This is a genomic window from Pseudomonas putida, assembly GCF_009883635.2.
GTDB lineage: Bacteria > Pseudomonadota > Gammaproteobacteria > Pseudomonadales > Pseudomonadaceae > Aquipseudomonas > Aquipseudomonas putida_W.
Genome location: NZ_CP026115.2, coordinates 386,180 through 413,008, shown reverse-complemented (window position 1 = coordinate 413,008; position 26,829 = coordinate 386,180). Strand labels below are relative to the sequence as shown.

Annotated in this window: 24 protein-coding genes; 10 read left to right on the top strand and 14 right to left on the bottom strand. The window is 59.3% G+C overall.

The window, feature by feature from the left end; genetic code table 11:
- Positions 1-84 precede the first annotated feature (84 nt).
- From C2H86_RS01855 to C2H86_RS01845, 3 genes are all read left to right on the top strand, one after another.
- The gene (locus tag C2H86_RS01855) at positions 85-2,322 is read left to right on the top strand and encodes a type I restriction-modification system subunit M (RefSeq protein ID WP_159411210.1); all 2,238 of its coding nucleotides are present in this window, start codon (positions 85-87) and stop codon (positions 2,320-2,322) included.
- On the top strand, positions 2,322-3,677 hold the full coding sequence (locus C2H86_RS01850; protein WP_159411209.1) for a restriction endonuclease subunit S: 1,356 nt from the start codon (positions 2,322-2,324) through the stop codon (positions 3,675-3,677). Before C2H86_RS01855 ends, C2H86_RS01850 begins: the two co-directional genes overlap by 1 nt.
- Before the next feature lie 155 nt (positions 3,678-3,832).
- Positions 3,833-6,871 carry a type I restriction endonuclease subunit R gene (locus C2H86_RS01845; RefSeq protein WP_159411208.1) on the top strand — a complete coding sequence of 1,013 codons (3,039 nt, stop codon included), beginning with the start codon at positions 3,833-3,835 and terminating at the stop codon, positions 6,869-6,871.
- 298 nt (positions 6,872-7,169) lie between these two features.
- On the opposite strand, the gene C2H86_RS01840 is transcribed toward C2H86_RS01845, so the two are convergent.
- Positions 7,170-8,105 (bottom strand): restriction endonuclease, encoded by a 936-nt coding sequence (locus C2H86_RS01840; RefSeq protein ID WP_159411207.1) that lies wholly within the window; start codon positions 8,103-8,105, stop codon positions 7,170-7,172.
- A 256-nt stretch (positions 8,106-8,361) separates the two neighbouring features.
- Here C2H86_RS01840 and C2H86_RS01835 point away from each other — a divergent pair, with 256 nt between their 5' ends.
- The gene (locus C2H86_RS01835; protein ID WP_159411206.1) at positions 8,362-9,183 is read left to right on the top strand and encodes an HNH endonuclease; all 822 of its coding nucleotides are present in this window, start codon (positions 8,362-8,364) and stop codon (positions 9,181-9,183) included.
- A gap of 120 nt (positions 9,184-9,303) precedes the next feature.
- Here C2H86_RS01835 and C2H86_RS01830 read toward each other — a convergent pair whose 3' ends face one another.
- From C2H86_RS01830 to C2H86_RS01805, 7 genes are all read right to left on the bottom strand, one after another.
- A complete protein-coding gene (locus tag C2H86_RS01830) occupies positions 9,304-9,570 on the bottom strand; it encodes a DUF3077 domain-containing protein (protein WP_159411205.1) in 267 nt (88 codons plus the stop codon).
- Between the two features lie 165 nt (positions 9,571-9,735).
- Positions 9,736-9,978 carry a hypothetical protein gene (locus tag C2H86_RS01825; RefSeq protein ID WP_159411204.1) on the bottom strand — a complete coding sequence of 81 codons (243 nt, stop codon included), beginning with the start codon at positions 9,976-9,978 and terminating at the stop codon, positions 9,736-9,738.
- A gap of 359 nt (positions 9,979-10,337) precedes the next feature.
- Positions 10,338-11,165, bottom strand: coding sequence for a helix-turn-helix transcriptional regulator (locus C2H86_RS01820; RefSeq protein WP_159411203.1), 828 nt, complete (start codon positions 11,163-11,165; stop codon positions 10,338-10,340).
- 347 nt (positions 11,166-11,512) lie between these two features.
- Complete coding sequence (locus C2H86_RS01815) at positions 11,513-12,865, bottom strand: MFS transporter (protein ID WP_240349677.1); 1,353 nt, start codon at positions 12,863-12,865, stop codon at positions 11,513-11,515.
- Positions 12,866-12,909: 44 nt separating this feature from the next.
- Positions 12,910-13,092: a DUF2783 domain-containing protein gene (locus C2H86_RS01810; protein ID WP_159411202.1), complete on the bottom strand. Its 183-nt coding sequence runs from the start codon at positions 13,090-13,092 to the stop codon at positions 12,910-12,912.
- An 11-nt stretch (positions 13,093-13,103) separates the two neighbouring features.
- Positions 13,104-13,610 (bottom strand): hypothetical protein, encoded by a 507-nt coding sequence (locus C2H86_RS28290; RefSeq protein WP_240349676.1) that lies wholly within the window; start codon positions 13,608-13,610, stop codon positions 13,104-13,106.
- Positions 13,592-14,803, bottom strand: coding sequence for an FAD-dependent monooxygenase (locus C2H86_RS01805; protein ID WP_240349675.1), 1,212 nt, complete (start codon positions 14,801-14,803; stop codon positions 13,592-13,594). The genes C2H86_RS28290 and C2H86_RS01805 overlap by 19 nt, the downstream gene beginning before the upstream one ends.
- Positions 14,804-15,114: 311 nt before the next feature.
- On the opposite strand from C2H86_RS01805, the gene C2H86_RS01800 reads away from it, so the two are divergent.
- Positions 15,115-15,279, top strand: a complete 165-nt coding sequence (locus tag C2H86_RS01800; RefSeq protein ID WP_159411201.1) for a hypothetical protein — start codon at positions 15,115-15,117, stop codon at positions 15,277-15,279.
- A gap of 37 nt (positions 15,280-15,316) precedes the next feature.
- Here the strand turns inward: C2H86_RS01800 and C2H86_RS01795 are convergent, their stop codons facing one another.
- The 4 genes from C2H86_RS01795 to C2H86_RS01780 form a co-directional block, all read right to left on the bottom strand.
- The gene (locus C2H86_RS01795; protein ID WP_159411200.1) at positions 15,317-16,480 is read right to left on the bottom strand and encodes an AAA family ATPase; all 1,164 of its coding nucleotides are present in this window, start codon (positions 16,478-16,480) and stop codon (positions 15,317-15,319) included.
- A gap of 441 nt (positions 16,481-16,921) precedes the next feature.
- Complete coding sequence (locus C2H86_RS01790) at positions 16,922-17,188, bottom strand: DUF3077 domain-containing protein (protein ID WP_079228827.1); 267 nt, start codon at positions 17,186-17,188, stop codon at positions 16,922-16,924.
- A gap of 103 nt (positions 17,189-17,291) precedes the next feature.
- A complete protein-coding gene (locus C2H86_RS01785; protein ID WP_110638620.1) occupies positions 17,292-17,534 on the bottom strand; it encodes a hypothetical protein in 243 nt (80 codons plus the stop codon).
- 397 nt (positions 17,535-17,931) lie between these two features.
- On the bottom strand, positions 17,932-18,840 hold the full coding sequence (locus tag C2H86_RS01780; protein WP_159411199.1) for a DUF2167 domain-containing protein: 909 nt from the start codon (positions 18,838-18,840) through the stop codon (positions 17,932-17,934).
- Between the two features lie 219 nt (positions 18,841-19,059).
- On the opposite strand from C2H86_RS01780, the gene C2H86_RS01775 reads away from it, so the two are divergent.
- The 3 genes from C2H86_RS01775 to C2H86_RS01765 all read left to right on the top strand — a co-directional run bounded on the left by C2H86_RS01775 (position 19,060) and on the right by C2H86_RS01765 (position 20,422).
- A complete protein-coding gene (locus C2H86_RS01775) occupies positions 19,060-19,260 on the top strand; it encodes a DUF1737 domain-containing protein (protein ID WP_159411198.1) in 201 nt (66 codons plus the stop codon).
- 38 nt (positions 19,261-19,298) lie between these two features.
- Entirely contained in the window at positions 19,299-19,805 is a 507-nt protein-coding gene (locus C2H86_RS01770) for a GNAT family N-acetyltransferase (protein WP_159411197.1), read from the top strand.
- 110 nt (positions 19,806-19,915) lie between these two features.
- Positions 19,916-20,422 carry a GNAT family N-acetyltransferase gene (locus C2H86_RS01765; RefSeq protein WP_159411196.1) on the top strand — a complete coding sequence of 169 codons (507 nt, stop codon included), beginning with the start codon at positions 19,916-19,918 and terminating at the stop codon, positions 20,420-20,422.
- A 135-nt stretch (positions 20,423-20,557) separates the two neighbouring features.
- Here C2H86_RS01765 and C2H86_RS01760 read toward each other — a convergent pair whose 3' ends face one another.
- Positions 20,558-23,590 (bottom strand): autotransporter domain-containing protein, encoded by a 3,033-nt coding sequence (locus tag C2H86_RS01760; protein WP_159411195.1) that lies wholly within the window; start codon positions 23,588-23,590, stop codon positions 20,558-20,560.
- 218 nt (positions 23,591-23,808) lie between these two features.
- Complete coding sequence (locus tag C2H86_RS01755) at positions 23,809-25,371, bottom strand: winged helix-turn-helix domain-containing tetratricopeptide repeat protein (RefSeq protein ID WP_163985932.1); 1,563 nt, start codon at positions 25,369-25,371, stop codon at positions 23,809-23,811.
- Positions 25,372-25,612: 241 nt separating this feature from the next.
- Here C2H86_RS01755 and C2H86_RS01750 point away from each other — a divergent pair, with 241 nt between their 5' ends.
- Both C2H86_RS01750 and C2H86_RS01745 read left to right on the top strand, forming a co-directional pair.
- The gene (locus C2H86_RS01750; protein ID WP_159411193.1) at positions 25,613-26,356 is read left to right on the top strand and encodes an SDR family oxidoreductase; all 744 of its coding nucleotides are present in this window, start codon (positions 25,613-25,615) and stop codon (positions 26,354-26,356) included.
- Positions 26,357-26,393: 37 nt separating this feature from the next.
- Positions 26,394-26,807, top strand: coding sequence for a cupin domain-containing protein (locus C2H86_RS01745; protein ID WP_159411192.1), 414 nt, complete (start codon positions 26,394-26,396; stop codon positions 26,805-26,807).
- Positions 26,808-26,829 lie beyond the last annotated feature (22 nt).

Below are 26,829 nucleotides of genomic sequence, written 5' to 3'. Positions count from 1 at the left end.
CCACTAAGCACAGAACGGATCAGCCGCGAGTCAATGGCGTGAAGGCGTATCCGTAGCGAATCGAACACTTTTCAGGAACTGCTCATGCAAAACGCTCAACATCAAAACCTAGTCGGTTTCATTTGGAATATTGCCAACAAGCTTCGTGGCCCATACCGTCCGCCGCAGTACCGCCGCGTGATGCTTCCGCTGATTGTTCTGCGCCGCTTCGATCTGGTTCTGGCCGAAAACAAGCAAAAGGTGCTGGACGAAAAGAAGCGCCTGGAAGACAAAGGTGTCACCGGAACGGCGTTGGAAAAAAAGTTGTCCAGCATTGCGGCAAATGGCCGGAAGCAGGAGCTTTTCAACACCAGTGGCTTCACGTTTGAGAAGCTGCTGGGCGATGCGCCCAACATTTCTGGCAACTTGATTGCCTATATTCAGGGCTTTTCGCCGCGCGCTCGCGACATCTTCGATAAGTTTGAATTTGAGACCGAGATCGCCAAGCTGGATGAGGCGAACCGGCTCTATCTCATCATCAAGGAGTTCTGCTCCGCAGACATAAACCTGTCGCCCAAGGCCATCAGCAATTTGCAGATGGGATACTTGTTCGAAGAATTGGTGCGTAAGTTCAACGAACAAGCCAACGAAGAAGCAGGTGATCACTTCACTCCACGTGAAGTCATCCGCTTGATGGTTCAGTTGCTGTTCACCGGCGAGGACGGCATCTACGAAAAAGGCATCTACCGCAGTGTGTATGACCCCACGGCAGGGACAGGCGGCATGTTGTCCGAAGCAGAGAAGTTCATTTGCGGTGACGGGTTCACATCCGGACTCAACCCGGATGCAAACATCGAGCTGTTCGGTCAGGAATACAATCCTGAGTCTTACGCCATCTGCTGTTCAGACCTGCTGATCAAGGACGAGCCGATCAATAACCTGATCTATGGCGACACCCTAGGCATCAAGGATGCCAAGAACAAGACCAATGGCTTTTTGCCGAACGATGGGCATCCGGGCAAGAGGTTCCACTACATGCTGGCCAACCCACCGTTTGGTGTGGAGTGGAAGCCTGAAGAAGATTACGTCCGAGAGGAATACAGCACCCACGGATTCTATGGCCGTTTCGGCGCAGGCCTGCCACGCATCAACGACGGCTCGCTGCTCTTTTTGCAGCACATGATCTCCAAGATGCACCAGCCACCCAAGCTGGTTGATGGCAAGAACGAGGGTGGCGATGGATCCAAGATCGCCATCGTGTTCAATGGATCGCCCCTCTTCACGGGTGACGCCGGATCCGGCGAGTCCAATATTCGCCGCTGGATCATTGAGCGCGACATGCTGGACGCCATCGTCGCCCTGCCAGACCAGATGTTCTACAACACGGGCATTTACACCTACATTTGGATCGTCACAAACAAGAAGCCCGATCATCGCCAAGGCAAGGTGCAATTGATCGACGGCACCCGTCATTTCAAGAAGATGGACAAGAGCCTTGGCAATAAGCGCAACGAGCTCTCGGATGACCACATCAGGGAACTGGTGCGCCTTTACGCCGAGCACGACCACGATGCGGAAAGTGACGTGCTGGTGGACGGAAAGCCCGAACTCCGAGTCTGCAGCAAGATTTTCGAAAACCGCGAGTTTGGCTTCCTCAAAATCACCGTTGAGCGCCCGCTGCGCTTGAACTTTCAGGCCAGCGCGGAGCGGATCGCCAAGCTTGAAGACCAGAGCGCTTTCGTCAATTTGGCAAGCAGCAAGAAGCGTAAGGACGATGCAGCCTATCGTGCGGAAATAGCAGCAGGCCAGGAAGCACAGGCAGCCATCAAGGCTGCGCTGCAAGGCATGGACAGTGAAATGCTGTACCTAAACCGCCCTGCTTTCGAGGCAGTGCTCCAAGCCGCCCTAAAGGAAACTGGTATCAAAGTTGGTGCGCCGGTGAAGAAAGCCATCCTGACGGCACTGTCGACGCGTGACCCCAAGGCAGATATCTGTCTTGATGCCAAGGGCAACCCGGAACCCGATGTCGATCTGCGCGATACGGAAATCGTTGCCATGCCGGTCGACATTGAATTGCCGCTGCCGTTGGGTTACGACAACGAAACCGCCCATGAGAAGCTGTTGGCACTTGTGAGAGGCCACTGCGAGAACTACCTCAAGGCTGAAGTCCTACCATATGTGTCCGATGCTTGGATCGACCATAGCAAGACCAAAGTAGGCTACGAAATTCCGCTGAACCGACACTTCTACGTTTATCAGCCGCCGCGCCCGTTGGATGTGATTGCAGACGAAATTAGCCAGCTGGAAAAAGACATCGTGGCCATGTTGAGCGAGGTAGTGTGATGACTAACTATCGCGCATATCCCGAGTATTCACCTGATGGTTTTCCTAACTCTTGGGAGCAGAAGCGTCTACGGTTCGCTCTGAGGATGAATCCCAGCAAGACCGAAATCGATCTTGATGATTCCGATCTAGTTTCCTTCGTGCCGATGGATGCCGTTGGCGAATACGGCGGAATTCGCTTGGACGAAGAGAAAGAACTGAGCGAAATCGGCAGTGGATATACCTATTTCTGCGATGACGATGTAGTGGTGGCAAAAATCACCCCTTGCTTCGAAAACGGCAAAGGGTCAGTTGCCAAAGGATTGAAGAATAAAACAGCATTTGGAACAACTGAACTTTACGTAATGCGTGCTGGCCCCGAACAGTTGGAGCCCCAGTTCCTCTTCTATCTTACCATTTCCGATCTATTCCGAAAGATTGGTGAGTCCGAGATGTACGGTGCTGGCGGACAAAAGCGTGTGCCAGATAGCTTTATCAAGAATTTCCGAGCAGGCATCCCACCGATTAGGGAGCAACAAGACATCGCCTGTTTCCTCGATTTCAAAACCGCGCAAATCGACTCTCTGATCGAAAAGAAAAAAGCGCTGCTCGACAAACTTGCCGAAAAGCGCACAGCGCTGATCAGTCACACCGTCACCAAAGGCCTTGATCCATCAGTTCCGATGAAAGATTCTGGAGTGCCATGGTTGGGTGAAGTGCCACTCCACTGGACAATTATGAGAGCAAGATACGCTTCGACATTTGTCACAAGCGGTTCACGCGGCTGGGCGGAGTATTACTCGGACTCTGGTAGCGTTTTTCTTCGCATAACCAACGTTTCAAGAAATTCGGTTGACTTGCTCCTTCATGATATTCAGCGTGTTTTGCCGCCTGATAGCGCTGAAGGGGAGAGAACGGCAACTCAAACTGGCGATGTAATTGTTTCTATCACTGCTGATCTTGGTTCAGTAGCAGTCATTCCTGAAGAATTTGAAAGCGCTTATGTAAGTCAACATCTGGCACTGGTTAGGCCAAGTGGTGATCGGGTATTGGGGCGTTGGATGGCATACCAGTTTTTTTCCGCTTCCGGGCAGGCGCAACTGACTGGGTCTGGATATGGCGGGACAAAAGTTCAACTTGGCCTTAGCGATGTTAAGGACGTCTGGATGGCACTCCCCACCAATGGTGAACAAGAGAAAATTTGCGCTTGGCTTGAGGCTGAAATTGAAAAATTAAAGCGTCAATCTGATTCTATTCACGCTGTGATTTTGCGTTTGCGCGAATACCGCTCAGCAATAATTACAAACGCCGTGACTGGGAAAATCGATGTGCGTGATTTTCAATTTTCCCAGATCGCCGCAGAGGTGGCCTCTTAAATGGAGGCCCTTCTAAATGGCGTTGAACGCACAGAGCTATTTCAACTGCCTAAAGTCCTGCCGACCTCAATGGTATGGCGCTGGCGGATTTGGAATACAGCAATATTGAAGTGATTTGCTAACAGGCCGAATCGAACGCATTTAAGGGTGGGAAGATGCACAAAGAAATTGACTTTGAAAACGACATCGAGCACGCGCTGGTCAGCCAAGGAGGGTACGAGAAGGGTGACCCTAACACCTACGATCCTGATATCGCGCTGTTCCCGGCAGATGTCGTTGCTTTTGTGCAGAAGACGCAGCCAAAGATCTGGACTCGTCTGACCCAACTCGACGCAGCCAAGGCCTCGACCATGTTGCTGGATAGCTTGGTGAAAGAGCTTGCCGCCAAAGGGGCGCTGGCGATCTTGCGCGAAGGTTTCAAATGTGTAGGCAAGACGGTGCGGCTGGCCTACTTTGCGCCCAACACCGGGCTCGACCCAGCAAGTACCGAGCGCTACGACGACAATCGCTTGACCATCGTGCGGCAGATCCGCACCAAGAGCGGGGCCATCCCCGATGTGGTGTTGGCGGTGAATGGCTTGCCTGTGGCCACGCTGGAGCTGAAGAACTCGATGTCGGCCACACGCTGGAGCGTGGAAAACGCAAAGTACCAGTACCGCTTTGAGCGCGACCCCAAAGAGCTGTTGTTCGCCTTCAAACAGCGTTGCCTGGTGCATTTTGCAGTTGACACCGAGTTGGTCTTCATGACGACCAAGCTGGAGGGCAAGGACACATTCTTCCTGCCGTTCAATCTTGGTCATGACCACGGCGCCGGCAACCCGCCAGTTGAAGGCGATGTGCGTACCGCCTACCTGTGGAGTAGGGTGCTTACGCGCGACAGCTTGATGGACGTACTTGCTCGGTTCATTCACCTGGATGTCGAGGAAAAAACCGTCGTCACCGAAAAAGGCATCAAGCGCCATAGCAAGGAGTCGATGATTTTCCCCCGCTACCATCAGCTGGATGCGGTGCGGGCACTGACTAACCACGCGCAAGTGCATGGTTCAGGGCACAACTACTTGATCCAGCATTCCGCTGGGTCAGGCAAATCTAACTCTATCGCCTGGCTAGCACATCGCCTTTCCAGCCTGCATGACGCCAACAACGAGAGAATCTTTCACTCAGTGGTAGTGATCACCGACCGTCGCGTGCTTGATCAACAGCTGCAAGACACAGTTTTCCAGTTCGAGCACAAACTGGGTGTTGTGCAGAAGATCGATGAAAATACGCAGCAGTTGGCCAAAGCGCTGGCGGATGGTGTGCCGATCATCATTTCCACCATCCAGAAGTTCCCCTTCATCACCCAAGCCATTCGCACCATGGAGGCCAACGGAAAAGGGGTGGCCATTTCGACGGAGGGCAAGCGTTTCGCGGTGATCGTGGACGAGGCGCACAGCTCGCAGAGCGGCGAAACGGCGATGGAGCTGCGGAAGATCCTGAACAAGGATGGCATTGAATCCGCCATTGCCGAGCAGTTGCTGGATATGGACGACGATGCCTTGAGCCAAGAGGCGAAGAAAGAGCTACTGCGTCAACAGGTCAAACGTACCAAACAACCCAATCTGAGTTTCTTTGCCTTCACGGCTACACCCAAGTTCAAGACTCTGGCCGTTTTCAACGAGCCCGGCCCTAACGGTAAAGCGCCGTTCCACCACTACAGCATGCGGCAAGCTATCGAGGAAGGCTTCATTCATGACGTGTTGGCCCACTACACCTGTTACAGGCGCTACTACAAGCTGATCCAGAAGGTGGAGGCTGATCCAGAGGTACCACGCCGCAAGGCCGCGCGGGCACTAGCGCGTTTTGTCGAGTTCCATGACTACGAGATCGCACAGAAAGTCGAAGTGATCGTGGAGCACTTCCGCACCCATAGCCGCCATAAGATTGGCGGTCGTGCCAAAGCGATGGTAGTGACCGGCTCGCGTGAGCACGCCGTGCGCTACAAGCTGGGGTTCGATAAGTACATCAAAGAGAAGGGTTACACCGACGTGAAATCGCTGGTGGCGTTCTCTGGCGAAATCACGCTCAAAGAGTTCGCCGGTAAGAAATTCACCGAAGTGAGCATGAACAACGGCATCAAGGAATCTGAGCTGCCTGAGAAGTTCAACACCGAGGAATACCAAGTCTTGCTGGTGGCCGAGAAGTACCAGACGGGCTTTGACCAGCCACTGTTGCACAGCATGTACGTCGACAAGCGTTTATCCGGCATCCAAGCGGTACAGACACTGTCGCGCCTGAATCGCACGACACGAGGTAAGACCGACACTTTCGTGCTCGATTTTGTCAACGAACCTGCGGACATCTACACTGCCTTCAAGCCCTATTACGAGACAACGGACAGGGGCGACGATACCGATCCTCAACAACTCAACACGCTGGCACATACTCTGGCTAGCTGGAAAATTTACACAGGGGCAGAGGTCAGCGCTTGGTGCGAGATTTGGTTCCGCAACCGCCTGAACCCTACCGGTGGCGAGCACAAGAAATTAAATGGCCTGCTCGATCTGGCGATTGAGCGATTCAAGAAACTCGGCGAAGAGGACCAGAACCTTTTCAAGGGACAACTGGTCAGTTTCCGCAATCTGTACAGTTTTGTTTCTCAGATAGTCCCTTACCAGGACTCCGATCACGAGAAGCTGTACACATATGCCCGTTTCCTGCTGACCAAGCTGCCGCGCACGACGGATAACAGGACGGTGCAGGTCGACGATGAAGTCGAGCTCAAATACTACCGCCTGCAAAAAATCAGCGAGGGTGCAATTGATCTGAATGCGGGCGAGGCGGATGCGCTTGAGGGCCCGAGTGATGTGGGTACAGGCCAAGCGGACGAGGACGTGCAGCTTTCAACTTTAGTTGGCAAGCTCAATGAGCGCTTCGGCACAGAATTTACCCCGGCAGACCAGCTCTTCTTCGATCAAGTCCGTGAAACCGCAGTAGCCAATGAGCAGTTACGGCAGGCCGTTATGGCAAACAGCATCGAGAACTTCGAGCCTGTGTTCAACAAGCAGCTTGAGAACCTGTTCATTGAACGCATGGATGGCAACGAAGAAATTTTTGTACGTCTAATGAACGATGAGGCATTTAGGAATGTTGCTGCGAGCCATCTCATGAGGGCGGTGTATCAACAGATACGAAAGCCGGACCAAAATGTTTAAGGTAGTACCATAGTGAACGTCAAGGTCACCAACTGAAGCAGCTGGCTCTTTCCTTCTATACAGAACGGCCCCTGCTAGCCGTAAGGCCAGCAGGGGTGTTTTGCAGGAGCTAGGCACTTTGGCGAACCGATTAGCTTTGCCCGAAGAGGCAGCTAACTTTGTCAACCTGCAACAACCCGACAGCTACATGTAGTGGTCTACTGAGATTGGATGGGCGTCTGAAGGCGCAGGACATCGACGGCCTGCGAGCTTATCGAGGTCATAGTGGTGAAATGGAAGTGGGTTGTCGAGCGTCGGCTCAGCCGAGCGATTCGTCGAAGTAATCGCTGTCGAGCCTGGGCACTTTGTAAAGCTGCGAGCTGACACCCACCTCGTGGTCGAGCATCAGGTTTACCAGGCGTTTACCGTCGACCAGTACTAGCCCCTCGACCGAGCGCGCGAAGTCAACGGCCTGGGCGGTGAAGCCGGAGGTGGTAATGAATATACCGCGTTTGGCTTTCTGCCCGGCCAGGGCGCCATAGAACGCTTGCAGGTCGGGACGCCCGACGGTGTTCTGCCAGCGCTTGGCCTGCACGTAAACCTTTTCCAGCCCTAGTGCGTCCAGCGAGATCACGCCGTCGATGCCGCCGTCGCCACTGCCGCCGACTTGTTGCAGTGCCTGCCGGTTCGCGCCGTAGCCCAGACTGTGCAGCACGTCGAGTACGATGTGCTCGAAGCGCGTCGGGCTGGCTTGCAGCAAGTTGTCCAGCAGGTCGCCCGCGACGCTGGTGCGCAGCTCGAGGATGGCTTGGTTTAGGCGCTCCTGCGGGCTGCTAGTGGCGAGGTCGGTCTTGGCAATAGGCTCTGATGTGTCGCTGCTTTCATCCAGAGAGGCGGCATCCGGTGCTGCCTTAAGCTTCACGCTCATGAAGTTCACGGCAAGGTGCTCGACTTGCTCTGGGCTCAACGGGGTTGGGTTGGCCTGGGCGTATGCGCGGCCGGTGTCGGTCAGTTGCCAGTAACCACGCTTGGCGCTGCTAGAGTAGCCGGCACGCTTCAGCCGATCATGCGCCCAACCTGATCGATTCTTGTAGGTGGCCTGGCCACTAGCGATGGTCTCCTGTCGTTGCGACTCGCTCAGGCCAAGCGTCATAGCGGCGGCTTCGTGAGCTTCGCTCGCGGTGGAACCCTCAGGATGTATGGCGAGAAAACGCAGGATGGGCTCTATGAACTGGTCGTAGGTCGGGACTGGCATGGATCTTTCTATTCCTGTTAAGAGGCTTAGTCCAACGTAGTGGCTCAGCGACGCGTTGTAAATCACCCCCTGCACGGCCTTGTACACAAGAGGGGATATGGTGTCCTCGTTTGCTTTCACATCGCCGGCGCCCCTTGGAGCAATCAGTCATCACGTGATAAACCATCGGCCAGATGGCACGATCCATCTTCTACAAATGGTGTAGGAAATTTCCTCTTTTTGATAGGCTTTTGCCATCACTCGGGAGGAGAAACAAATGTCCGTCGTCATAGTGGAAAATGACACTTCGCAGTGGGAAGACGAAACCGGCGCTGTCTACCACTTCCCCAAGCGCTACCAAGCCTTCCTCGTTCCGGGCACCGAAGTGATCTACTACAAAGGGCGTATAAAGGACAAAACATTTGCGTCTGTCCGCCTGAGCTCCGATCCGCATTATTTTGGTACGGCACGCATCGGTAAGGTCTACGCAGACACCGGCAGTGGCAAGGGCGACCTTTACGCGCTGATCGAAAACTTCGCGCAGTTTGAAGGTGCTGTCCCTTCGAAGATTGATGGGGTGTACCTGGAGACCATCCCTGCCACCCGCGTAAAAAACTACTGGCGTGACGGGGTTCGGCCCATATCTCAAGCCGATTTCAATGCCATTTTAAGCCATGCGAAGCTCGAACCTTCGCAAGCAGAAGCAGATGTCCCGAATGTGGAAGGCGACCCATTCACCTTCGAGTCGGCCAATGAAGGCAGCAAATCTAGCTACTTTGGAACACGCTACGAGCGCCGAAAAGATCTGAGAATGAAGGCTATTGCTATCCACGGCCTTGACTGTAAAGGATGTGGATTTGATTTCGAACAGGCTTATGGTAAACATGCGAAGGGCTTCATTCACGTTCACCATGTAGTACCGATTTCGGAGTTCGGTGCTGAGAAAGATGTTGATCCTGAGACTGATCTCGTAACGTTGTGCGCCAACTGTCATGCAGTCGTCCACCGCAAGCGGGATATGACTCTTAGCATCGATCAATTGAGAGGAATGGTGCGTGGGCGATGGGTATTCGAGCCTTTTGCGCAAACTGACTCCTAGCAGTTAGTTCTCCTGGAGTCAGGCGCAGGGGCTTAGGTTGTTGGGGCCGCTTTGCGGCCCATCGCCGGCAAGCGCGGCTCCGACAGGGTGGGCGGTGCAGGTGCTGCTGGAGGGGTTATTTCAATCTTTCATCATGCCAAGTTCGGCATCATCAAGCAGGGCCTTGGCCAGGGCGCTGAGGTAGTGCGAGGCCCAGAGCAGTTGGGGTTTGTCTTCCATCAGGCCGTCGATGGTCAGGTCGCGGACGTAGCCCATCAGTTCAGAGGCCTGTTCGCGGGCGCTTTGGCAAGGGATGCCGGGTTCGATGCGGAAGAGGGGATGGGTCTGGTTTTCGCCTTGGTAGAAGGTGGTTTTGCCGACTGTGAATTTGGTTTCTTCGGTGGCCATTGGTTCATCTCCCTGAAGTTGAAGATGCCTGGGCTGGGACTTTCGCCGGCAAGCTGGGCTCACACAGGTTCACCACACGCCTAAGGGTCGTCTACAACCTCAGTGGCGATGCTGTGCGAAGCGCTAGTCTGCGAAAGCGCCAGGTCAGGCAAATCATGATGCGAGTTAATGCAGCGTCTGCGGATCCGCTGGCTTTTGGATTTGAACCAGCGCCGACTCGAGCAATTTGCGCAGGGCATCAAGCTCGTGCATTGACGTCATGATCAACAGCGACACGGGAGACTTGGGCTGCATCAGCATCGCCTGCTGGGCAACGACTTCGGCACAGAGTGCGTAGTCAGCCGCCATCATCAACGTGTCTTCGAGGGAGTGGAGATTGTGGGGCGGATCGGGAACGATCTTCAGCATGGTGTGGCTCCTGTCGTAATGGAGCAACCACCAACCGCGGCTAAACGAATGGGTGGCAGCTGTACGCGGGTTAGCCGACCGGGACGTCAGGCACCCGGCGCACCCGAAGGTGCCCCACGTACAGCCGCCATAAAGGCGCAACTGCCGATAACTCGGTATTGCACGGCTGTGGTGTCGGACGTGTTCGGGCGGCTAAACCCGGTCGTTGAATGGCAACGACAGGCCGAGACTAGAGTCCACTTTTAGCGTATGCAACGAATAACAGCCGCAGCGAGTATCTTTGGGAAACGTCCTACAGAAAAGGGGTTAAATCTGATTTTTTAGCCGTTCGCCGTAACAGCTTGTAACGTCCATAAGCGTCAGTGAACCTGACTCGACCACTTACGCTGAGTAGCCAACGCCAATAACTCACGCTGCCCGGATATCCCCAACTTGCGATACAGCCGCTTGATATACGTAGCCGCACTCGACAGCTGAATACCCATGCTCACGCTGATGCCCTCAACCTCACACCCAGCCAGCATCAATTGCAGCAGCTCCTGGTCACGCCGTGTCAGTTCCGGGTACAGACTGACAACCCGCTCACTGAGCAACGCCGGCATTTCATTGGCTTCGAGATAAGCGCGGTAATGTAATCGCGAGATTTGTACGATCAGTGGCGCCGCTGTTTCGATGACATTGATCTCATGGGCTGAAAAACGCCCATGTTCATGCCCCCGATAGAAATTCACCGACAGCCAACGATTGCCCTCGCAATGGGTAAGCAGTGCGACACGTTCGGAGATTTGCGGCAGTTCGTAGCAGATGCGTCGGTAGTCCCGGTGGGCGATGTCTTCGATGCCTTGGCGTTGCACCAGGATGCGGTCGGTGGTCGCCAGGGCGGGGCGTGCGGTCATCGCCTGTTGGTTGCCGTCCATGCTGTAGAAGCGTTCGGCGTAGTTGCTGGAGATTCTGGGGAGCTCGATCATCCGTGCGCGGTCGGCGAAGGAAATGATCTGCGGGCTGCGGTTGGGGTTATAGGCAAAGATGGTGCATTGGGCCAGCGGGACCTGGGCACTGACCAGTTTCAGCATGTCGGCGGCCAGCAGCTTGCCGTGGCTTTCGCTGGTGCGGGCGAGCAGGCTGGCGGTTTGCTCGATGCTCAGGCGGAAGTCGGTCGTGGATGGGCGTAATGGCCAGAATTCCATGCTGTACTCCCTGGGGAAAAGGCATGATTTTATTGTTTTTGGCGGCCCGTTAGGGTGGGCTGTTGGGCAGGATAACCAATTTGTAAGCGAGTCGCGTAGCCGGTGGGGTAATTGGCTTACTCAATTTCCAAGACTGGCGCGATCCCTTGTGGATGCGGCTTTGTCGGGGCACCGAACCGCCGCGAAAGCCCGTGCCATACCCCGAGTTGGATTCTTTGCGGGTAAACCCCCACAGAAGCACCCGACCTTCAAGGCATCTGCGGTACCTGTGTGTGCGGGCAAGCCCGCGAAGAATCCAACACGGTGTATGGCACCGGCTACGCCGGTATTCGCGAGTAAACTCGCTCCTACAGGTCTTGTGCAGGTTTTGAAATGGATGTGACCGAGCGCAGCGGCAGCAGGAAGGTCAACAGCGCCCCCATCACCAGCAGCGCCGTGGCGTACACGATCCCGGCCGTGAAGCTTTGGGTCAGGTTCTTCAGCCAGCCAACCACCAGCGGGTTCAGCGCCGAACCGATATTGCCAAACGCATTGATCACCGCAATGCCAATGGCCCGTGCCTTGAACGTCAGCGCCTGGTCCGGTGTCGTCCAGAAAATCGACATGGCGGTGTAAGACCCGGTGGCCGCCATGCAGATCCCGCACAGCTGCACCAGCGGGTTACCGGCATAAGCTGCGAACAGCCAGCCGGCAGCGGCCATCAGCATCGGCAGCACCAGGTGCCATCGGCGCTCCTGGCTGCGATCGGAATGCAGCCCCCACACCACCATGCCGATGATGGTGCACACCTGCGGGATCATCGCCAGAAAGCCAATGGTGCTGTTGCTGCTGTCGGCGGCACTGATGCTCTTGATGATCAGCGGCGTCCAGACGGCGATCATCGCCAGCGTGTTGACCAGGCAGAAGTACACCAGGCTGAACAGCAGCACGGTGGGCGAGAGCATTTCGCGCAACAGGCTGCCGGGTTCAGTTTCTTCTGTACGGGTTGCAGGCGGTTCATCAGCGGCCAGAGCCTGCTGCAGCTGTTGCTTGTCCTCCGGGCTCAGCCAATGGGCCTGGCCTGGCGTGTCGTTCAGGTAACCGAACACCACAAAGCCCATGATCACCGAAGGCATGCCTTCGAGCAGGAACAGCCACTGCCAGTCGTGCAGCCCCCAAACTCCATCCAGGCTCAGTATCAGCCCCGAAAGTGCCGAGCCGAAGCCTGCGGTAAATGGCATGGCGATCATGAACAGCGCATTGGCGCGTGCCCGGTACGCCGCCGGGAACCAGAACGTCAGGTACAGCAGCACGCCAGGCAGGAAGCCAGCTTCAGTGATACCGACCAGCGTCCGCAGCAGGTACAGGCTGCCGGCATCGGTCGCGAACAGGGTCGCGGTCGAGGCCAGGCCCCAGGCGATCATCAGGCTGCCAATCCATCTGCGTGCGCCTACCTTGGCCAAGGCCATGTTGCTGGGAATACCGCAGGCGACGTAGGCGATGTAGAACAGCGTGGTCGCCATGCCGAACTGGGTGCTGCTCAGGCCCAGGTCGCCCATCATGGTCAGGCCGGCGAAGCCGATGTTGATGCGGTCGAGAAACGACAGCACAAAGCACAGGAACAGAAAGCCGAGCAGGCGCCTGGAGACTTTGCGCATCACGGCGTGCTGAGGGCTGCTGGCAGTTTTTAGCGTGGCAAGGGGGGCAGTGTTCGGGTGCATGGGTGGCGCCTGATTATTATTGGTTTAAGCGGCAGCGGCAGGGCTTACAAGTCGAGTAGCGCCGACTGGGTCAGTGCAGTGAAGGCTTGGGCATCGCCGAGGGCATGGGCGCTGAGCAAGGCCAGCTTGGTCAGGAACAGCTCGGCCTTGGCCGGTGTGGCCTGGTCGAGGGCCTCTGCCAGTACGTCGTAAACCACTTCCAGGTCTGCTGCGGTCAGGGTATTCATGGCGCTTCCTCTCAGTGTTTGCCCAGGGCGGTGTCGACGGCGGTGTGCAGTTGTGCAGCAGACAGCTGCAGCCAGCGGGCGCAGATGTGCTGGTCCGGGCGCACCAGATAGGCGCCATTGCCGGTGATGCCATACTTGGCGGCCATATGGCCGTTGGTGTCGTCGATCAGCTGGTCTGCACCATTGATGGAGGCTTGGGCGTTTTGCGCAATCGCGATGATCTCCAAGCGCACGCCGTTGCTGCGGATGGCCTGCACCTGCTCGATCACGTCGGTCGGGATGCAATCGCTGTCGGTGAAGCACAGCAGGTAGAAGCTGGCGCCCAGGCGGTCGAACAGGTAGGCGTCCTCGGCCAGCCGGATGTTCAGCAGTGGGGCGCCATTGCGTGGCCCGGCGGTGAAGCGCGCGTTGTCGTCAGCCGCACAGTTGAGCACCGAGTCGGCGTAGTCGTGTGGGCGCGAGGTGCGCCAGTGATACAGCGGCCGGACGAACGCCTGGGTCAGCGACAGCGACAGCACCGCATCGCGTACCAGGCGGTAGCCCGCCGTGGTGGCGCCATGAAGCGGGTGCTCTTGCCGGCCTCGCTGATGATTTCTCGCGCGGCACTCACGCGTTCGCTGGAGTAGGACGGCAGCAGCTTGGGGCCCGCGAGGCCCTTGAGGGTCAGGGCCAGCTTCCACACCAGGCCATGGCAATCCTGGAAGCCGGTGTTGGCACCTCGCACGCCGAAGATCGGCAACAGGTGCGCCGCGTCGCCGACGAAGATCACGCGCTGGTGAATGTAGTCCGGCAGGGTCAGGGCGCGGGCCGAATAGACCGAGCTCCAGTCCATTTCCCACTGCGGGTCTTCTACACCCATCATCTGCAACTGGGCATTGATGCGCTCGCGCAAGGATTCGGGCTGCAACGCCTGTTCCGCAGTTTCGTCTGGCGGCAGTTGGTAGTCGATGCGCCAGATATCACCCGGTTCGCGATGCATCAAAACGGTGTTGCCCGGGTTCCAGGCCGGGTCGAAGTAGGCCAGGCGCTCGGTGGGCAGGCCGAGGTCGATCTTGATGTCGGCGATCACGAAGCGGCCTTCGTAGGCGGTGCCTTCAAGTTTAAGATCGAGCAGCGTGCGCAGTGTCGAGCGGGCACCATCTGCAGCCACTACCCAGTCAGCGTCCAACTCGTAGTGACCGGCGGGGGTGTCGATGACCAGCCGGGCGAAATCGTCATGCTGCATCAAACCGGTCACGCGGTTGCCCCAGCGCAGCTCGATCAACGGGTTGGCCTCGGCGGCTTCGACCAGGCACTGCTCCAGGCAGGGCTGTTGCAGGTTGGTCATGGGCGCGAAGCGGTCGTCTGGGTCGTGTGGGTTCTCCATACGGAACACCAGCCGGTTGCGGTAGAACGAATTGCCACAGCTCCACGGCAAGCCAAGTTCGCTGACACGGCCTGCGACACCCACCTGTTGCAGGATTTCCATCGAGCGGCGGGTGAACACGATCGCCCGGCTGCCTTCACTCACTTGCCGCTCTGCAGCCAGCACTACGCAGGCGATGCCATGGCGGGCCAGGTCCAGGGCAGTGGTCAGGCCGATCGGGCCGGCGCCTGCCACCACCACCGGTTTGCGCTCAGGGCGGGCAGCGCCGACGCTGGCGGTGTGGGCAGGGAAGACCTGGTAGTTGAAATAGAGGGAGCGGCGCGGCGCGCTGTGGGGGTTATGCATGGCGGTGCACATCCTATTTTCTTGTAGGTATTCAGGTGTGCAGATGACTGTACTTGAGGTGGCAAGGCGCGATGTCCCCTGTAGGGGACAACGCTGGACGAAATGGCAGGTGAGGCGAAAACCGCTGGAGTAGAGCCTCTAAAGCAGGAGGCGCTTTTCGGGAGAATGGCCGATTGACTTCCTTTGCCGCTTTGCCGAACATAGCGCCGTCCTGCCATTCCTGTGCGCGGTGAGGAGTGGCGCTAAAGCCCAACAATGTGTTGGGCTTTTTCCTTTCTGGCGACAGGGCATTTTCCAAGGTGTGCCGTCTGTTGCGATTCGTGAAAAGAAAACTCTCCAAAGCGCTGCGAAAGTGGTTCGTCTATCTCGCGGTGGCCGGGTTGGCGGGCAACTCCAGCCGAATGTTCGATCATCTGTCCTTCTGGAAACCTTGGCACTTGGCCAAGGGCCTGGCGGCATACTTCATCGCCACCTGATGCGCTTCTTCGCCGGATATCCCGCCCGGCTCATGGATCAGTCTATCCAGCGCCATAGCGGTTCATCCAACAGCCCAACTCCGCGTAACTGGGTCTGGCCCTGTACCTTCTCCAACTCCAGCACATTGCACCCCTCACACGCCGTCAATGCCTCGATCAGCGGCCTGCTGTGCGACACCACCCACACCTGGCTACGTTGCGAGGCGCGGATGATCAGCCGGGCCAAGGCTGGCAGCAGGTCGGCATGCAGGCTGGTTTCCGGTTCGTTCAGCACCATCAGCGATGGCGGCCGTGGAGTGAGAAGCGCGGCCATCAGCAACAGATAACGCAGCGTGCCGTCCGACAACTCGGCGCCACCCAGCGGGCGTAGCAGCCCGTGCTGATGCAGTCGCACACTGAACAGGCCACCCGGTGGCGCATCTATCTCGAGGCGGCTGCCGGGGAATGCGTCCTCCAGTGCGGCTACGAGGTCTTCAACTTCACCGATCTCGATAATGGTCTGCAGCGCCGAGGCGAGATTGCGGCCATCGTGGTGCAGCACCGGTGAGCGAGTGCCCAGCTGGGGCTGACGGCAAGGCGCGTCGCGGTCGATGCGGAAGTGATCATAGAACCGCCAGCTGTTGATGAAGGCCCGCAACTCGCCGATTTCCGGTGCTTGCCGTGGGCGGCCAACGATGTTGAAGAAGCTCTCACAGTTGTCGGCATGCTGATCGAGCACTATCCAGCTGTTGCCCTCGCGGGCACGCACCATGGCGTTTCTGCGCTCTACCAACAAGGCAGCAGGCCGGTAGGCGCCGGCGCCCCAGATGGCTTCGCTCTTGATCTCGGGGTCGAGCATGAAGGCGCTGGGATAGGGCAGGGGAATCGGCAGGCCGAGCGAGATGGAAAAGCCGAAATCCTCGGTGGCAAAACCCAAGCGCAGGCGTTTGACGTCGCTCGGATGCTGGCCTTGGATGGGCACTTCACCGCGCTTCATGCGCGCACTCATCTCAGGCCCGGCCCACCAGGTCGAATCCAATCCGCCTTCACGGGCAAGCGCTTCGATCACGCCGCCCTGGGCGGTTTCGGCGAGCAGGCGCAGGGCCTTGTAGAGATTGGATTTGCCGCTGCCGTTGGCACCCGTCACCAGATTGAGTTGGCCTAGTGGCAACACAAGGTGGTTGATCGAGCGGTAGTTGCCGATGGCGAGGGTGGTGAGCATCCGGTGCGTCCCAGCTTGAACTGAGTGACCGATTGTGGCCGAACTGAGGCGGCGTTACTACCGGTCAGCTGGGGTTCGGGGGCGGCTGTGTTCGAGTTCATCAAACAGGGCGCGGACCATCATGTTGAGGTTCTGGGAGGCAGCGACTCTTCGGTGGTCGCCTAGCATGACGCCGATGTGGTTGAGGTAACGGGCGCAGTCCAACAGTTTTGTGGCTTGTTCTTTGGCTTGGGGGCGGGTATCCCAGGGATGGCTGTTAGCAGTCGCTGGGATGGTCTGGAGCTGCTGGCGCTTGAACTGCTCGGGGTGTTGGTTTGGAGCATTGGTGAATTCTCCTGGGAGTTAGAGCAGGGCTTAAATTGTTGGGGCCGCTTTGCGGCCCATCGCCGGCAAGCGCGGCTCCCACATGAATGAAAGCGGCGGTGCCGGTGGTGAACTGTTTCAATCTTTCATCATGCCCAGTTCGGCATCATCGAGCAGGGCTTTGGCCAGGGCGCTGAGGTAGTGCGAGGCCCAGAGCAGCTGAGGTTTGTCTTCCATCAGGCCGTCGATGGTCAGGTCGCGGACGTAGCCCATCAATTCAGAAGCCTGTTCGCGGGCGCTTTGGCAAGGGATGCCGGGTTCGATGCGGAAGAGCGGGTGGGTCTGGTTATCACCTTGGTAGAAGGTGGTTTTGCCGACTGTGAATTTGGTTTCTTCGGTGGCCATTGGTTGATCTCCCTGAAGTTGTAGCTGCCTGGGCTGGCCCAATCGCTCGCAAGCTGGGGATCCGAAGACGAAAGCGTCAGACCAGGCAGGATCATGATGCGAATTAATGCAGCGTCTGCGGGTCGGCTGGTTTCTGGATTTGAACCAGCGCTGATTCGAGCAATTTGCGCAGGGTTTCGAGCTCATGCATTGACGTCATGATCAAAAGCGACACAGGTGACTTGGGCTGCATCAGCATTGCCTGCTGGGCAACGACCTCTGCACAAAGTGCGTAGTCTGCCGCCATCATCAGCGTATCTTCGAGGGAGTGGAGATTGTGGGGTGGGTCAGGAACTACTTTCAGCATGCTTACGCTCCAACAATGGTTGAGCTGCGATCCGCCTCGCTGTCAAACGGGAGGGTGGCAGCTGTACGCGGGTTGACAGACCGAGATTGTTGGCACTCGGCGCACAATAATGTGCCCGCACGTACAGCCGCCATAAGCGTGTGCACACGGACAACAATCGACGGTCTGTCAAAACCGATCGCTGAATTGGCAGTGACCGGCCGAGACTAGGATCCACATTGACCATGTGCAACGAAAAATGGGCGTCGGCAGTATCTTTGGGAAAGGTCCTACAAGGAAGGGGCTAAATCTGATTTTATTAGCCAGACGGCGTAACAACATGTGACTGCTCAGCCCCACAAACCGACTCGACCAATCGTGGCAGTGGCCCACCCAGCAAGGGTGAGCCAGGCCAGAGTCAGGCTCGCTTGCGCTTGAACAGCCTGCCGAAGAATCCGGCGATGGCCACCAAGCCCAGGACGATGAACTTCTTGAACGCCAGCAAGGCAACACCGATCTTGGCGAACAGGCCCGCCTTGGCGGCGATGCCACCGGCGACCAGGGCGGCCAGCCCGTACGGCGCCAGCTTGTCGGTCTTGGCGTCGTAGTCGGCGTAGCGGTTGCCATCGGTGAAGTTAGTGAAGGCGAGGATCTTCGGCGTTTCCTGCTTGATGGTCTGCAGGTCGGCCATCGCCGCCACGGCGTTGAGCTCCAGCACGCCTTCGCGGCCCAGCACGCGGATGCTGTAGTTCAGCGTGGTCTGGTCGGCGTCTTCGGCCTTCAGCTCGCGCGCCCAGTACATCTTGTGGGTCGCCTGATCGTAGCTCGGTGGCTCGGCCCAGCCCAACAGGGTCAGGCCGGCATAGCCTTCCTCACGACGCTGCTTGTTGTCTTCCTCGTCCTCGGCCTTCATCTGCTCGAGCAGGTCGGCGTAGTCGATCTTGGCGGCGTCATCGTCGGAAATGTGGCCGTCGTTCTTGTAGCTGATGATCACGCCCCAGCCGTTGTCCGCCAGTGGGTTGACGGCGTTCGGTATGATCATGCCGAGGGTCTTGAAGCCCGGTGGGTTGCCCCAGCCTTCGGTCAGCAGGCGCTCGGTGTCGTCTGGCGACAGGTAGTAGAACTCGTTGTTGAGTTGCAGGCTGGCGATGCCGCTGGGCAGGGTGATGTTGCCGTGCTGAGGCTTGAGCGTGGCCAGCCATTGTTCGGCGGTCAGGTGCGGTTGTTCGCTGGTGGTTGGTGCAGACGCGGGGGTGCTGGCGGCAATGGCGGGCAAAGTGGTTGCGCAGAGCAACACTGCCGCCAACAATTGGCGCAGGTGTTTCATTGTAGTCCCTTACAATTTGAATCAATTTGGCCGCGCAGGATAACTGAAAGAACTGGCCAATCGCCAGAATTTCATGTTTGTGCCACACACCGTGCTGGATTCTTCGCGAGTGAACTCGCTCCTACAGGGCCACGCTCCAGATGCGATCTGGTCGTAGCCGTCCGCCTGCCATTAACAGTAATCTCGGGCTACACACCTATTACCGCAAGGACCGAACAGATGACTCAACCACCGGATGGATTACCGATTTACCGAGTGCTGACCGGCCCCGACGATGCCTCCTTTTGCCACAGGGTCAGTGATGCCTTGAAGCTGGGCTATCAACTCCATGGCGGGCCTGCACTGACGTTCAATGGAAAGGATGTGATCGTAGCGCAGGCTGTGACTTGGCCAGGTGCCCACGTAGCTTCGTCTTCATAAATGGTTGATGGTTAGCGGGAAGCAGTAGGGAGCCTCAAATGGAACAGTCTTGCACCACGTATTACCTGGAAATGGCTTCGGCATCCGAGCTGAAGGCAAAGCCTCAGCCTGACGACCTCCAGATCATCGAATGTGAAGTGCCTCAGCCGGAACTTAATCGGTTTCTCTACCAGCTAATTGGCACGCCTTGGGAGTGGGGCGATCTTGACGTCTGGACGCTGTCTGACTGGCAGGCGCTCGTTGAGCAGGATTGCCACCGTACCTGGGTTGCCTATCACCGTGGTGCAATAGCCGGCTATTACGAGCTTTATCGCCCGGATGGGCGTAACAGCGAAATTCGCTACTTTGGGCTGGCACCTCAGTTTCTGGGGTGCGGCTTCGGTGGTGCGCTCTTGAGCCATGCTGTTCGCTCCGCATGGCAGTGGCAGGGTACGGAGCGGGTTTGGGTACATACCTGCACATTCGACCATCCTGCCGCGCTGCGAAACTATCAGGCGCGTGGATTCCGTATTTTCAAACAGGAGGAGACGGCGCCAAGTTCGTGAGCAGGCGCTGCAGCTGCCACGCTCGCCGAGATACTGGCCCAGGCTGAGCTAGTCGGCTTGACGGATATCGATATCGCCTAAGCCAGTGAAACACACTGTCGGGAGAAAACATGGTGTTCGTACGCCCATTGGAGGCAAGTGAATGGCGGGTCTATCGAGCCTTGCGTTTGAGAGCCTTGCAAGACTCACCGGATGCTTTTGCAAGCCAATACGAAGGTGAGGCCGTCAGGGAGGATTCAGACTGGGCCGCTCGGGTCAGCGCAGCTGCGATGTCCACTAGCGTTCAGGTCTTGATTGCATTTCAACAAACCGAGCCCTGTGGCCTTGTGTGGTGCAAGTCCTCGGCTGCCGAGCCTGCTGTCGTCGAGCTTTTCCAGATGTGGGTAGGTCCTTCGGCCCGCGGACTTGGAGCGGGCAGGGCGTTGCTGGATGCCGCCATCGCCTGGGCGGTAAGGCGGGGTGCGGAACGTGTCTGCCTGGGGGTGACGATCGCACGGAGTGCTGCCATGCACTTGTATGAGAGCAGTGGGTTTTGTCCTGTCGGTGAGCCGGAGCCATTGCGGCCGGGGTCGATGCTGATGTCGCAAACCATGGAACTGCAATTGACGCGCTTCTGATGAGCTGATGGGTACTCCTGCAAGGTAGCGCTGGAGCTTGGATTGTTGGGGGCCGCTTTGCGGCCCATCGCCGGCAAGCGCGGCTCCCATAAAGTTACAGCGCAGGTCTCGAGATCCGCGCTGTAACTGCGAAAGCTAGAAGCGAACCGTAATCCCTGCATTCACCGAGTGGTAGCGGGCATCTGAGCCGAACTGGCCCTGATACGACAGCCCCACATCGGTCTGGCGGTTCAGTTTCACTTTCGCGCCCACTTCCGTCATCGCCACATCGCGCGTCTGGGCGATGCCCTGCACCGCGAAGTCAGGCCCACCGGCAAAGGCCTGGGTACTGCGCGGGTCGAGGTCACCGTACGCTCGCCGCCAGCCCAACGACCCATAGAACTGGGTTTCGTGTTCCGCCACGCGGGTACGGGTTGAAGCGCGCATGCCCACGGTCGAGAACCAGGTGTCCTGCTTCTCACTGGACACATCCAGCGCCGCAGCCCCACCTTTCTCATGGAAGCTGTCGGCGTCGTACTTCACGTACGACACGCCCACGAACGGCTCCAGCGCCACTTCACCCAGGCCGATGCGATAAGCCGCCTCGCCACTGGCCTGCAATGTGTTGGCGTCGCGCTCGCCCTTCAGGTGGTCGCTGAACCCGGCAAAGGCCACGTTGCGTTTGCTGTCGAGTTTGTGCCAGGTGTAGCCGACATCTGCACTCAGGCGCAGGGCATCGAGCTGGGCGCCGGTGTACAGGCCAAGGTGGTAGTTGTCGCTGTGGCCCTTGGCATCGCGGTCATCGGCATCGAACTTGGTGCGGCTGTAGCCACCGTAGAGGCCGGCGCGCCAGTCCGGGGTAATGCTGCCGTCGGCGCCAATCAGCACACCGCCAGTGCGCTGGTGCAGGCCGCCGGCACCGTTGTTGCCGTCCAGCTTCGACCAGTTGCCGAAGGCTTGCGCCCAGGCGCCGCCTTGCGCTTCAGGGGTGGTTGGCATGAAGTTCGCGGCGCCGAGCGGCATGCGCACTGCGGTGCTGTCGAACAGGTCGCGCAGGCGGGTGTTCAGCACGCCGGAGACCACTTGGCTGTTGGCGATCAGCGCGGTGCCGGTGCTGCCGTGGTAGTCGCCGGAGAGCTGGTCGATGGCAGTGCGCGCGGTGTCGGCATCGAGCACCAGCAGGTTGTTGTACAGGCGCAGCGGCTCGCCGCTCTGCTGCAGGTCGCTCAGTGCGCCTGCGGTGTTCCATTGGTTTTCGGTGAGCGCCACGGTCTGGAAGATGCCTGGGGTGGCTGGCCCGCCGGTTTCTGGCGGCTGGACCGGGGGCTGGACCGGTGGCTGTACGGGCGGTTCGACAGGGGGCTCGACGGGAGGTTGAACCGGTGGCTCGACGGGCGGCTGCACCGGTGGCGTGACGGGTGGCTCCACGGGGGGCTCTACCGGGGGCTCGACCGGTGGCTCCGGCGTGGTGGGTTTCTGCGCGATGGTCAGGTTCAGTTCGTTGGCCGTGCGCTGCAGGCTGACGTCGAGAAACGCCGAGTTGGTGAACGCCTGTGCATAGGCAGTACCGGCAGCCGCACCGTCCACCACGCCGCCCTGGGCGGCCAGCAAGGTATAGGTTTGCCCGGTCTGGTAGCTTTGCGCGTCATTGAGCGTGGTGACATCGACCCGTGTGCCACGCAGGGTGGCGGTGCCGCTGACGTTGACGTGATCGGAGCCACCATCACCGGCGATGTCGGCGGCGTAACGCGAGCCGGCCGCCATGTCCAGGTCGCCGTTGATCCTCAGGGTACCCAATGCACCTTCACCCGGCGAGAGGGTGCCGCCCGAGGCGACCTGGGTGGTGCCGACCTGGCCGCTGCCGGCCAGCACACCACCGTCCAGTACCTGGGCGCGGTTGCTGTAGTTGCCAAGGGCGTCGGTGTGGCCGACGGTGCCGTTGACCACCAGGGTGCCGTTGCCGATGCTCAGCAGCGAGGTGCCGCGCGGGTTGCTCTGGTCGACATCGCCGGCCAGCACCAGGCGCCCGCCACGTACCACGGTGCTGCCGGACATCCCGTTCAAGTCGCCGCTCAGGGTGGTGTTGCCGCTGAAACTGTAGACCCGGCCCGCACCGCTGATGCTGTTGCTCACTTGCAGGTCGCTGTCGGTGTGGTTGAACGACAGCGCGCCGCTGCCGGCGCCGAAGCGGATCGCCGTTTGCGGGTCGAGACGGCCGGCGGCTTGTGCGGCGCTGGCGCTGATGGCGTCGATATCGGTGCGGCTGTCGTCCCTGACCACTGCCCCCCCGATGCTGAGGGCGCCGCGTGCGGCCGAGTTGATGCTGGTCAGCTCGCTGATGTCGATGCCTTCGCTACTGCTCAGCTCGGCGCCGTTGGCCAGCACCAGGGTGGTGCTGGAGGTGGTGGTGCCCAAGGTCAGCGCGCGCGTGGCCAGGCGCGTGCCTGCGCCAGTGACGCTGACCACGGTGTTGCGGCTGAGGTTGGCCGAGCCTAGCCTCATCGTGTCGCTGGTCAGTACCGCGCCGTCGCTCAGGCTGAGGTCGTTGCGGTTGGTGAAGCTGCCGGTGTTGTCCCAGCGGGTGTTGGCACCGGACAGGTCGCTGATCGAGTTGATGGCCACACGGTCGCTGAGCAGCTGCCCGCCATTGCGCAGGGTGATGCGCGAGTCGTAGAGGAAGGTGCCGCCGGAGGTCACCTCGACGGCATCCACCTTGGAACCTTGGCCGTCGACCACCAGGTTTGCCCGCGACAGGCCATTGCCGGCATTGCCGTTGTCGCTGAGCTGCAGGTCGCGCACAAACACTTCGCCGCCGTCGAGCACGTTGAGCGTGCCCTGGCCGGCGCCGCCGACGACGATGGTGTTACCTAACACGGCTGTGGTGCGCGGTACGAACCAGCGGGTACCTGGGCCTTGTACCGTGACAGTGGCCATGGCCGTGCTGGCTTCGCTGTTGGTGGACGAGCCACCGATTCGCCCACCTTTGCTGGTGAGTTCGGCACCGTTGTTGATGGTCAGGGTGGCGGGCACGCCGTTGCCGGGGCGCAGCGACACCGTGCCATCGTAGGCGCGGTCGCTGCTGAAATTGTCTTCGCCGCTATCGAGGGTGTAGTCCACTGCGTGGGCATTGGGCAGCATGGCGAGGGTGATGGCGAAGGCGAGCGGGGATAGTCTGAAAAGGGGGTTCATGACGACTCCGGATATTCCATTAGATGCCACGCACGTGGCTGCCAGCCCTGCGGGCGATGGCGTTCCTTGGGTGCAACAAAACAAGGCTGGAAGTATCGGGAGGGGGTTGCGCGGTGAGAATAGTACGCATGTACTAGCGGTTTTCGGAACGTGACGTGGCGCACACCGTGGGCTGCGGCTACTGGGTGTTACCTGGGCCGTCCGTCACAGCTGTGCCCTTACTCTGGCAACCCCGCCAACCTCAGCCCTTCGGCCAACCGCGCCAAATCCTCATCCCGATGAATCGGCAACCAGGCCCGCAACTGCGTCAGCCGCAGTGCCGGGTCCAGTGCGCGCAAGCGCTGCATCGCCTGGTGCGCGCTATCCATTCGCCCGCTCAGCGCATGGCTTGCCGCCAGCAGAGCCACTGCCGCCAGCAGACTGGGCAGGTTCCCCAGCGACTTTTCTGCCCATGCCGCAGCTTCATCGAGGCGGCCGGCAAAAAAGTGCGCCAACGCCATCCCCACCTGCATGCGGAACATTTCCGGGTCGAGCGGGCTAAGCCGTGCGGCGTGGTTGAGGTTGTCGATGGCTGTCTGCGTTTCGCCCCGCAGCGCTCGCAGTATCCCGCCCAGGTACCAGGCTGGGGCCAAGTTGGGATTGAGCAGGCGCGCCCGGTCGAGCAGGGCGATGGCACCATCCAGATCGCCGGTCAGATGCCCTAGCGCATGCCCGCCGCGGGTCAGCGCCACAGCGTCGTCACGCCCCAGTTCAACGGCCAGGCGCGCCAGGCGGGAGCCCTCGGCAATTTCCTCGGCACGGTCATCCATCCAGCCGTTGAGCTTGCGCCAGAAGTAACACCATGCGGCCATGCCGTAGGCCGAGGCGTATTCCGTATCGCAGTCGATGGCCTGGTAGAGCAGCGGCAGCGCCTGGGCAATGGCTTCGCGGGTGCCGTTGTGCAGTTTGGCGGTGCCGCGCAGGTAGTAGTCGTAGGCGCACAGATCGGCTGTGGGCTTTCGCTTGGCCCGCTCGATCTCGGCACGCTCCAACTGGGGCGCGATGGCGCCCACCACGCTTTCGGCCACTTGATCCTGCAGCTCGAAAATGTCGTCGAGCTGACCCTCGAAGCGTTCTGCCCACAAATGCTCGCCGGTACTGGCTTCGATCAGCTGGCCAGTAATGCGCACCCGTTTGCCGGCCTTGCGCACACTGCCTTCGAGCACGTAGCGCACGCCAAGGGCCTGGCCCACCTGCTGCACATCGTAACGTTGGCCCTTGAAGGTGAAACTGGAATTGCGGGCGATGACGAACAGCCAGCGGATGCGCGACAGCGCGGCGATGATGTCCTCGACCATGCCATCGGCAAAATACTCCTGGTCCGGGTCACCGCTCAGGTTGTGGAACGGCAGCACGGTGATCGAGGGTTTGTCCGGGAGCGAGAGTGCAACGGTGACGACAGGTTCGGCAGCTGCGGGGGCTTCAGCGGGCTTGGTTTGCACCACTTCGCCTACGAAGCGATAGCCCTTGCGGGCAACGGTGCGCAGCAGTCGCTGCTCTTCGCCGGAGTCTCCGATGGCCCGGCGCACGGCATTGATATGGCTGGTAATGGTCGATTCGGAGACGATCTTGCCATTCCACACCTGCGCCAGCAGCTCTTCGCGGCCCATGACCCGGTCACGGTGGGTGACCAGTTGCAGCAGCAAGTCGAACACCTGCGGGCCAATGGTCACGGCCTGCCCGCACAGGGTCAGCTCCCTGCGCTGTTCGTCGAGCACAAAGCCGTCAAACTCAAATGGCACGTGGTGTCCCTCGCACGCCCTAGGCTTCGTGTCCGAGGCGACTGTTATCAGGTATGGGCCGATGATAAAGCAGCGCTTCGCTGGCTGCATAGGCTTGGGCGCGTATTGAACAGTTTGGACGCAAAACCAAGCTTGCCTGGAGCTAAAACCAGCCGGCGGGCAAGGACGCTGCACCCGCTGCGGCGCATGCTGGGCCCCAGACGACGGCAATGGTTGCGGTCGTGCAAGCGGAGACAGCCCCATGAAAATCGTGGTCATCGGAGGCACTGGCCTCATAGGTTCCAAGCTTGTCAATGGCCTGCGCGAGCGCGGCCATCAGGCCGTACCGGCGGCACCCAGCACGGGAGTGAACAGCATTACCCGCGAGGGTCTGGCCGAAGCAATGAACGGCGCGGATGTGGTGGTGGATGTGGCCAACGCTCCGTCCTGGGAGGACCAGGCGGTGCTCGAATTCTTCGAAACCTCCACCCGCAACCTGCTGGCGGCCGAGAAGGCGGCGGGCGTCGGGCACCATGTCGCGCTGTCGATCGTCGGCAGTGAGCGGCTACCGGAAAACGGCTACTTCCGGGCCAAGGTGGCGCAAGAGGCGCTGATCAAGCGTGCCGAGGTGCCCTACACCATCTTGCGCGCCACGCAGTTCTTCGAGTTTGTCGAAGGCATCGCCCAGGCCGGCGCGACAGGCGAGGAGATTCGCTTGTCGCCGGCACTGTTCCAGCCCATGGCATCGGACGATGTGGTCCAGGCGCTCACCGACGTGGCACTGGCACCTGCGGCCAATGGCACGCTGGAAGTGGCAGGCCCCGAGGCAGTGCCGCTGGATGAACTGGTGCGGCGGTACCTGCGCTTGAGCGGCGATCCACGCCGCGTGGTGGCGGATGTGCACGCACGCTACTTTGGCGCCGAACTGGACGACAAGGCCCTGACCCCGGGCGAAGGCGCGCGGCTGGGCACCACCCGTTTCGAGGCCTGGCTGGCACGCCAGTGAATCATCCAACCCGGTAATCAACACGAGGAGTATCACCATGTTCACCCGTACTCTCCTGGCCGCCGCGTTCAGTGCGCTGGCCGTCAGCTCGGCGCTGGCCGCCGAGCCACCGCGCAGCAACGTCACCGTGGTATTCGACCGGCCGCTGCCGAACGTGCCGGGCAAAAGCATGCGCGGGGTAATCGTCGACTACGCCCCGGGCGCCGCGTCGCCTGCGCACCGGCACCCGAAATCGGCCTTCATCTATGCCACCGTGCTCGAAGGTGAAGTGCGTAGCAGCGTCAATGGCGAGCCGGCCAAGGTCTACAAACCTGGCGAAAACTGGTACGAGGCGCCCGGTGCTTTCCACGGTGTCAGCGCCAATGCCAGCGACAGCAAGCCCGCCAAGCTGATGGCCGTGTTCGTGCTCGACAGCAACGAGACGGTACTGGTCACGCCGAGCGACAAATGAGCCTTCGGCCCTGCTGGCCGGC

Coding starts and splice junctions, on each gene's coding strand:
- C2H86_RS01765 (WP_159411196.1), top strand. CDS start 19,916: ATGGTGTTCGTACGCCCATTGGAGGCAAGTGAATGGCGGGTCTATCGA.
- C2H86_RS01805 (WP_240349675.1), bottom strand. CDS start 14,803: ATGCATAACCCCCACAGCGCGCCGCGCCGCTCCCTCTATTTCAACTAC.
- C2H86_RS01850 (WP_159411209.1), top strand. CDS start 2,322: ATGACTAACTATCGCGCATATCCCGAGTATTCACCTGATGGTTTTCCT.
- C2H86_RS01810 (WP_159411202.1), bottom strand. CDS start 13,092: ATGAATACCCTGACCGCAGCAGACCTGGAAGTGGTTTACGACGTACTG.
- C2H86_RS01790 (WP_079228827.1), bottom strand. CDS start 17,188: ATGGCCACCGAAGAAACCAAATTCACAGTCGGCAAAACCACCTTCTAC.
- C2H86_RS01840 (WP_159411207.1), bottom strand. CDS start 8,105: ATGCCAGTCCCGACCTACGACCAGTTCATAGAGCCCATCCTGCGTTTT.
- C2H86_RS01855 (WP_159411210.1), top strand. CDS start 85: ATGCAAAACGCTCAACATCAAAACCTAGTCGGTTTCATTTGGAATATT.
- C2H86_RS01795 (WP_159411200.1), bottom strand. CDS start 16,480: ATGCTCACCACCCTCGCCATCGGCAACTACCGCTCGATCAACCACCTT.
- C2H86_RS01825 (WP_159411204.1), bottom strand. CDS start 9,978: ATGCTGAAGATCGTTCCCGATCCGCCCCACAATCTCCACTCCCTCGAA.
- C2H86_RS01750 (WP_159411193.1), top strand. CDS start 25,613: ATGAAAATCGTGGTCATCGGAGGCACTGGCCTCATAGGTTCCAAGCTT.
- C2H86_RS01780 (WP_159411199.1), bottom strand. CDS start 18,840: ATGAAACACCTGCGCCAATTGTTGGCGGCAGTGTTGCTCTGCGCAACC.
- C2H86_RS01820 (WP_159411203.1), bottom strand. CDS start 11,165: ATGGAATTCTGGCCATTACGCCCATCCACGACCGACTTCCGCCTGAGC.
- C2H86_RS01835 (WP_159411206.1), top strand. CDS start 8,362: ATGTCCGTCGTCATAGTGGAAAATGACACTTCGCAGTGGGAAGACGAA.
- C2H86_RS01785 (WP_110638620.1), bottom strand. CDS start 17,534: ATGCTGAAAGTAGTTCCTGACCCACCCCACAATCTCCACTCCCTCGAA.
- C2H86_RS01815 (WP_240349677.1), bottom strand. CDS start 12,865: ATGCACCCGAACACTGCCCCCCTTGCCACGCTAAAAACTGCCAGCAGC.
- C2H86_RS01775 (WP_159411198.1), top strand. CDS start 19,060: ATGACTCAACCACCGGATGGATTACCGATTTACCGAGTGCTGACCGGC.
- C2H86_RS01745 (WP_159411192.1), top strand. CDS start 26,394: ATGTTCACCCGTACTCTCCTGGCCGCCGCGTTCAGTGCGCTGGCCGTC.
- C2H86_RS01845 (WP_159411208.1), top strand. CDS start 3,833: ATGCACAAAGAAATTGACTTTGAAAACGACATCGAGCACGCGCTGGTC.
- C2H86_RS01760 (WP_159411195.1), bottom strand. CDS start 23,590: ATGAACCCCCTTTTCAGACTATCCCCGCTCGCCTTCGCCATCACCCTC.
- C2H86_RS01830 (WP_159411205.1), bottom strand. CDS start 9,570: ATGGCCACCGAAGAAACCAAATTCACAGTCGGCAAAACCACCTTCTAC.
- C2H86_RS01770 (WP_159411197.1), top strand. CDS start 19,299: ATGGAACAGTCTTGCACCACGTATTACCTGGAAATGGCTTCGGCATCC.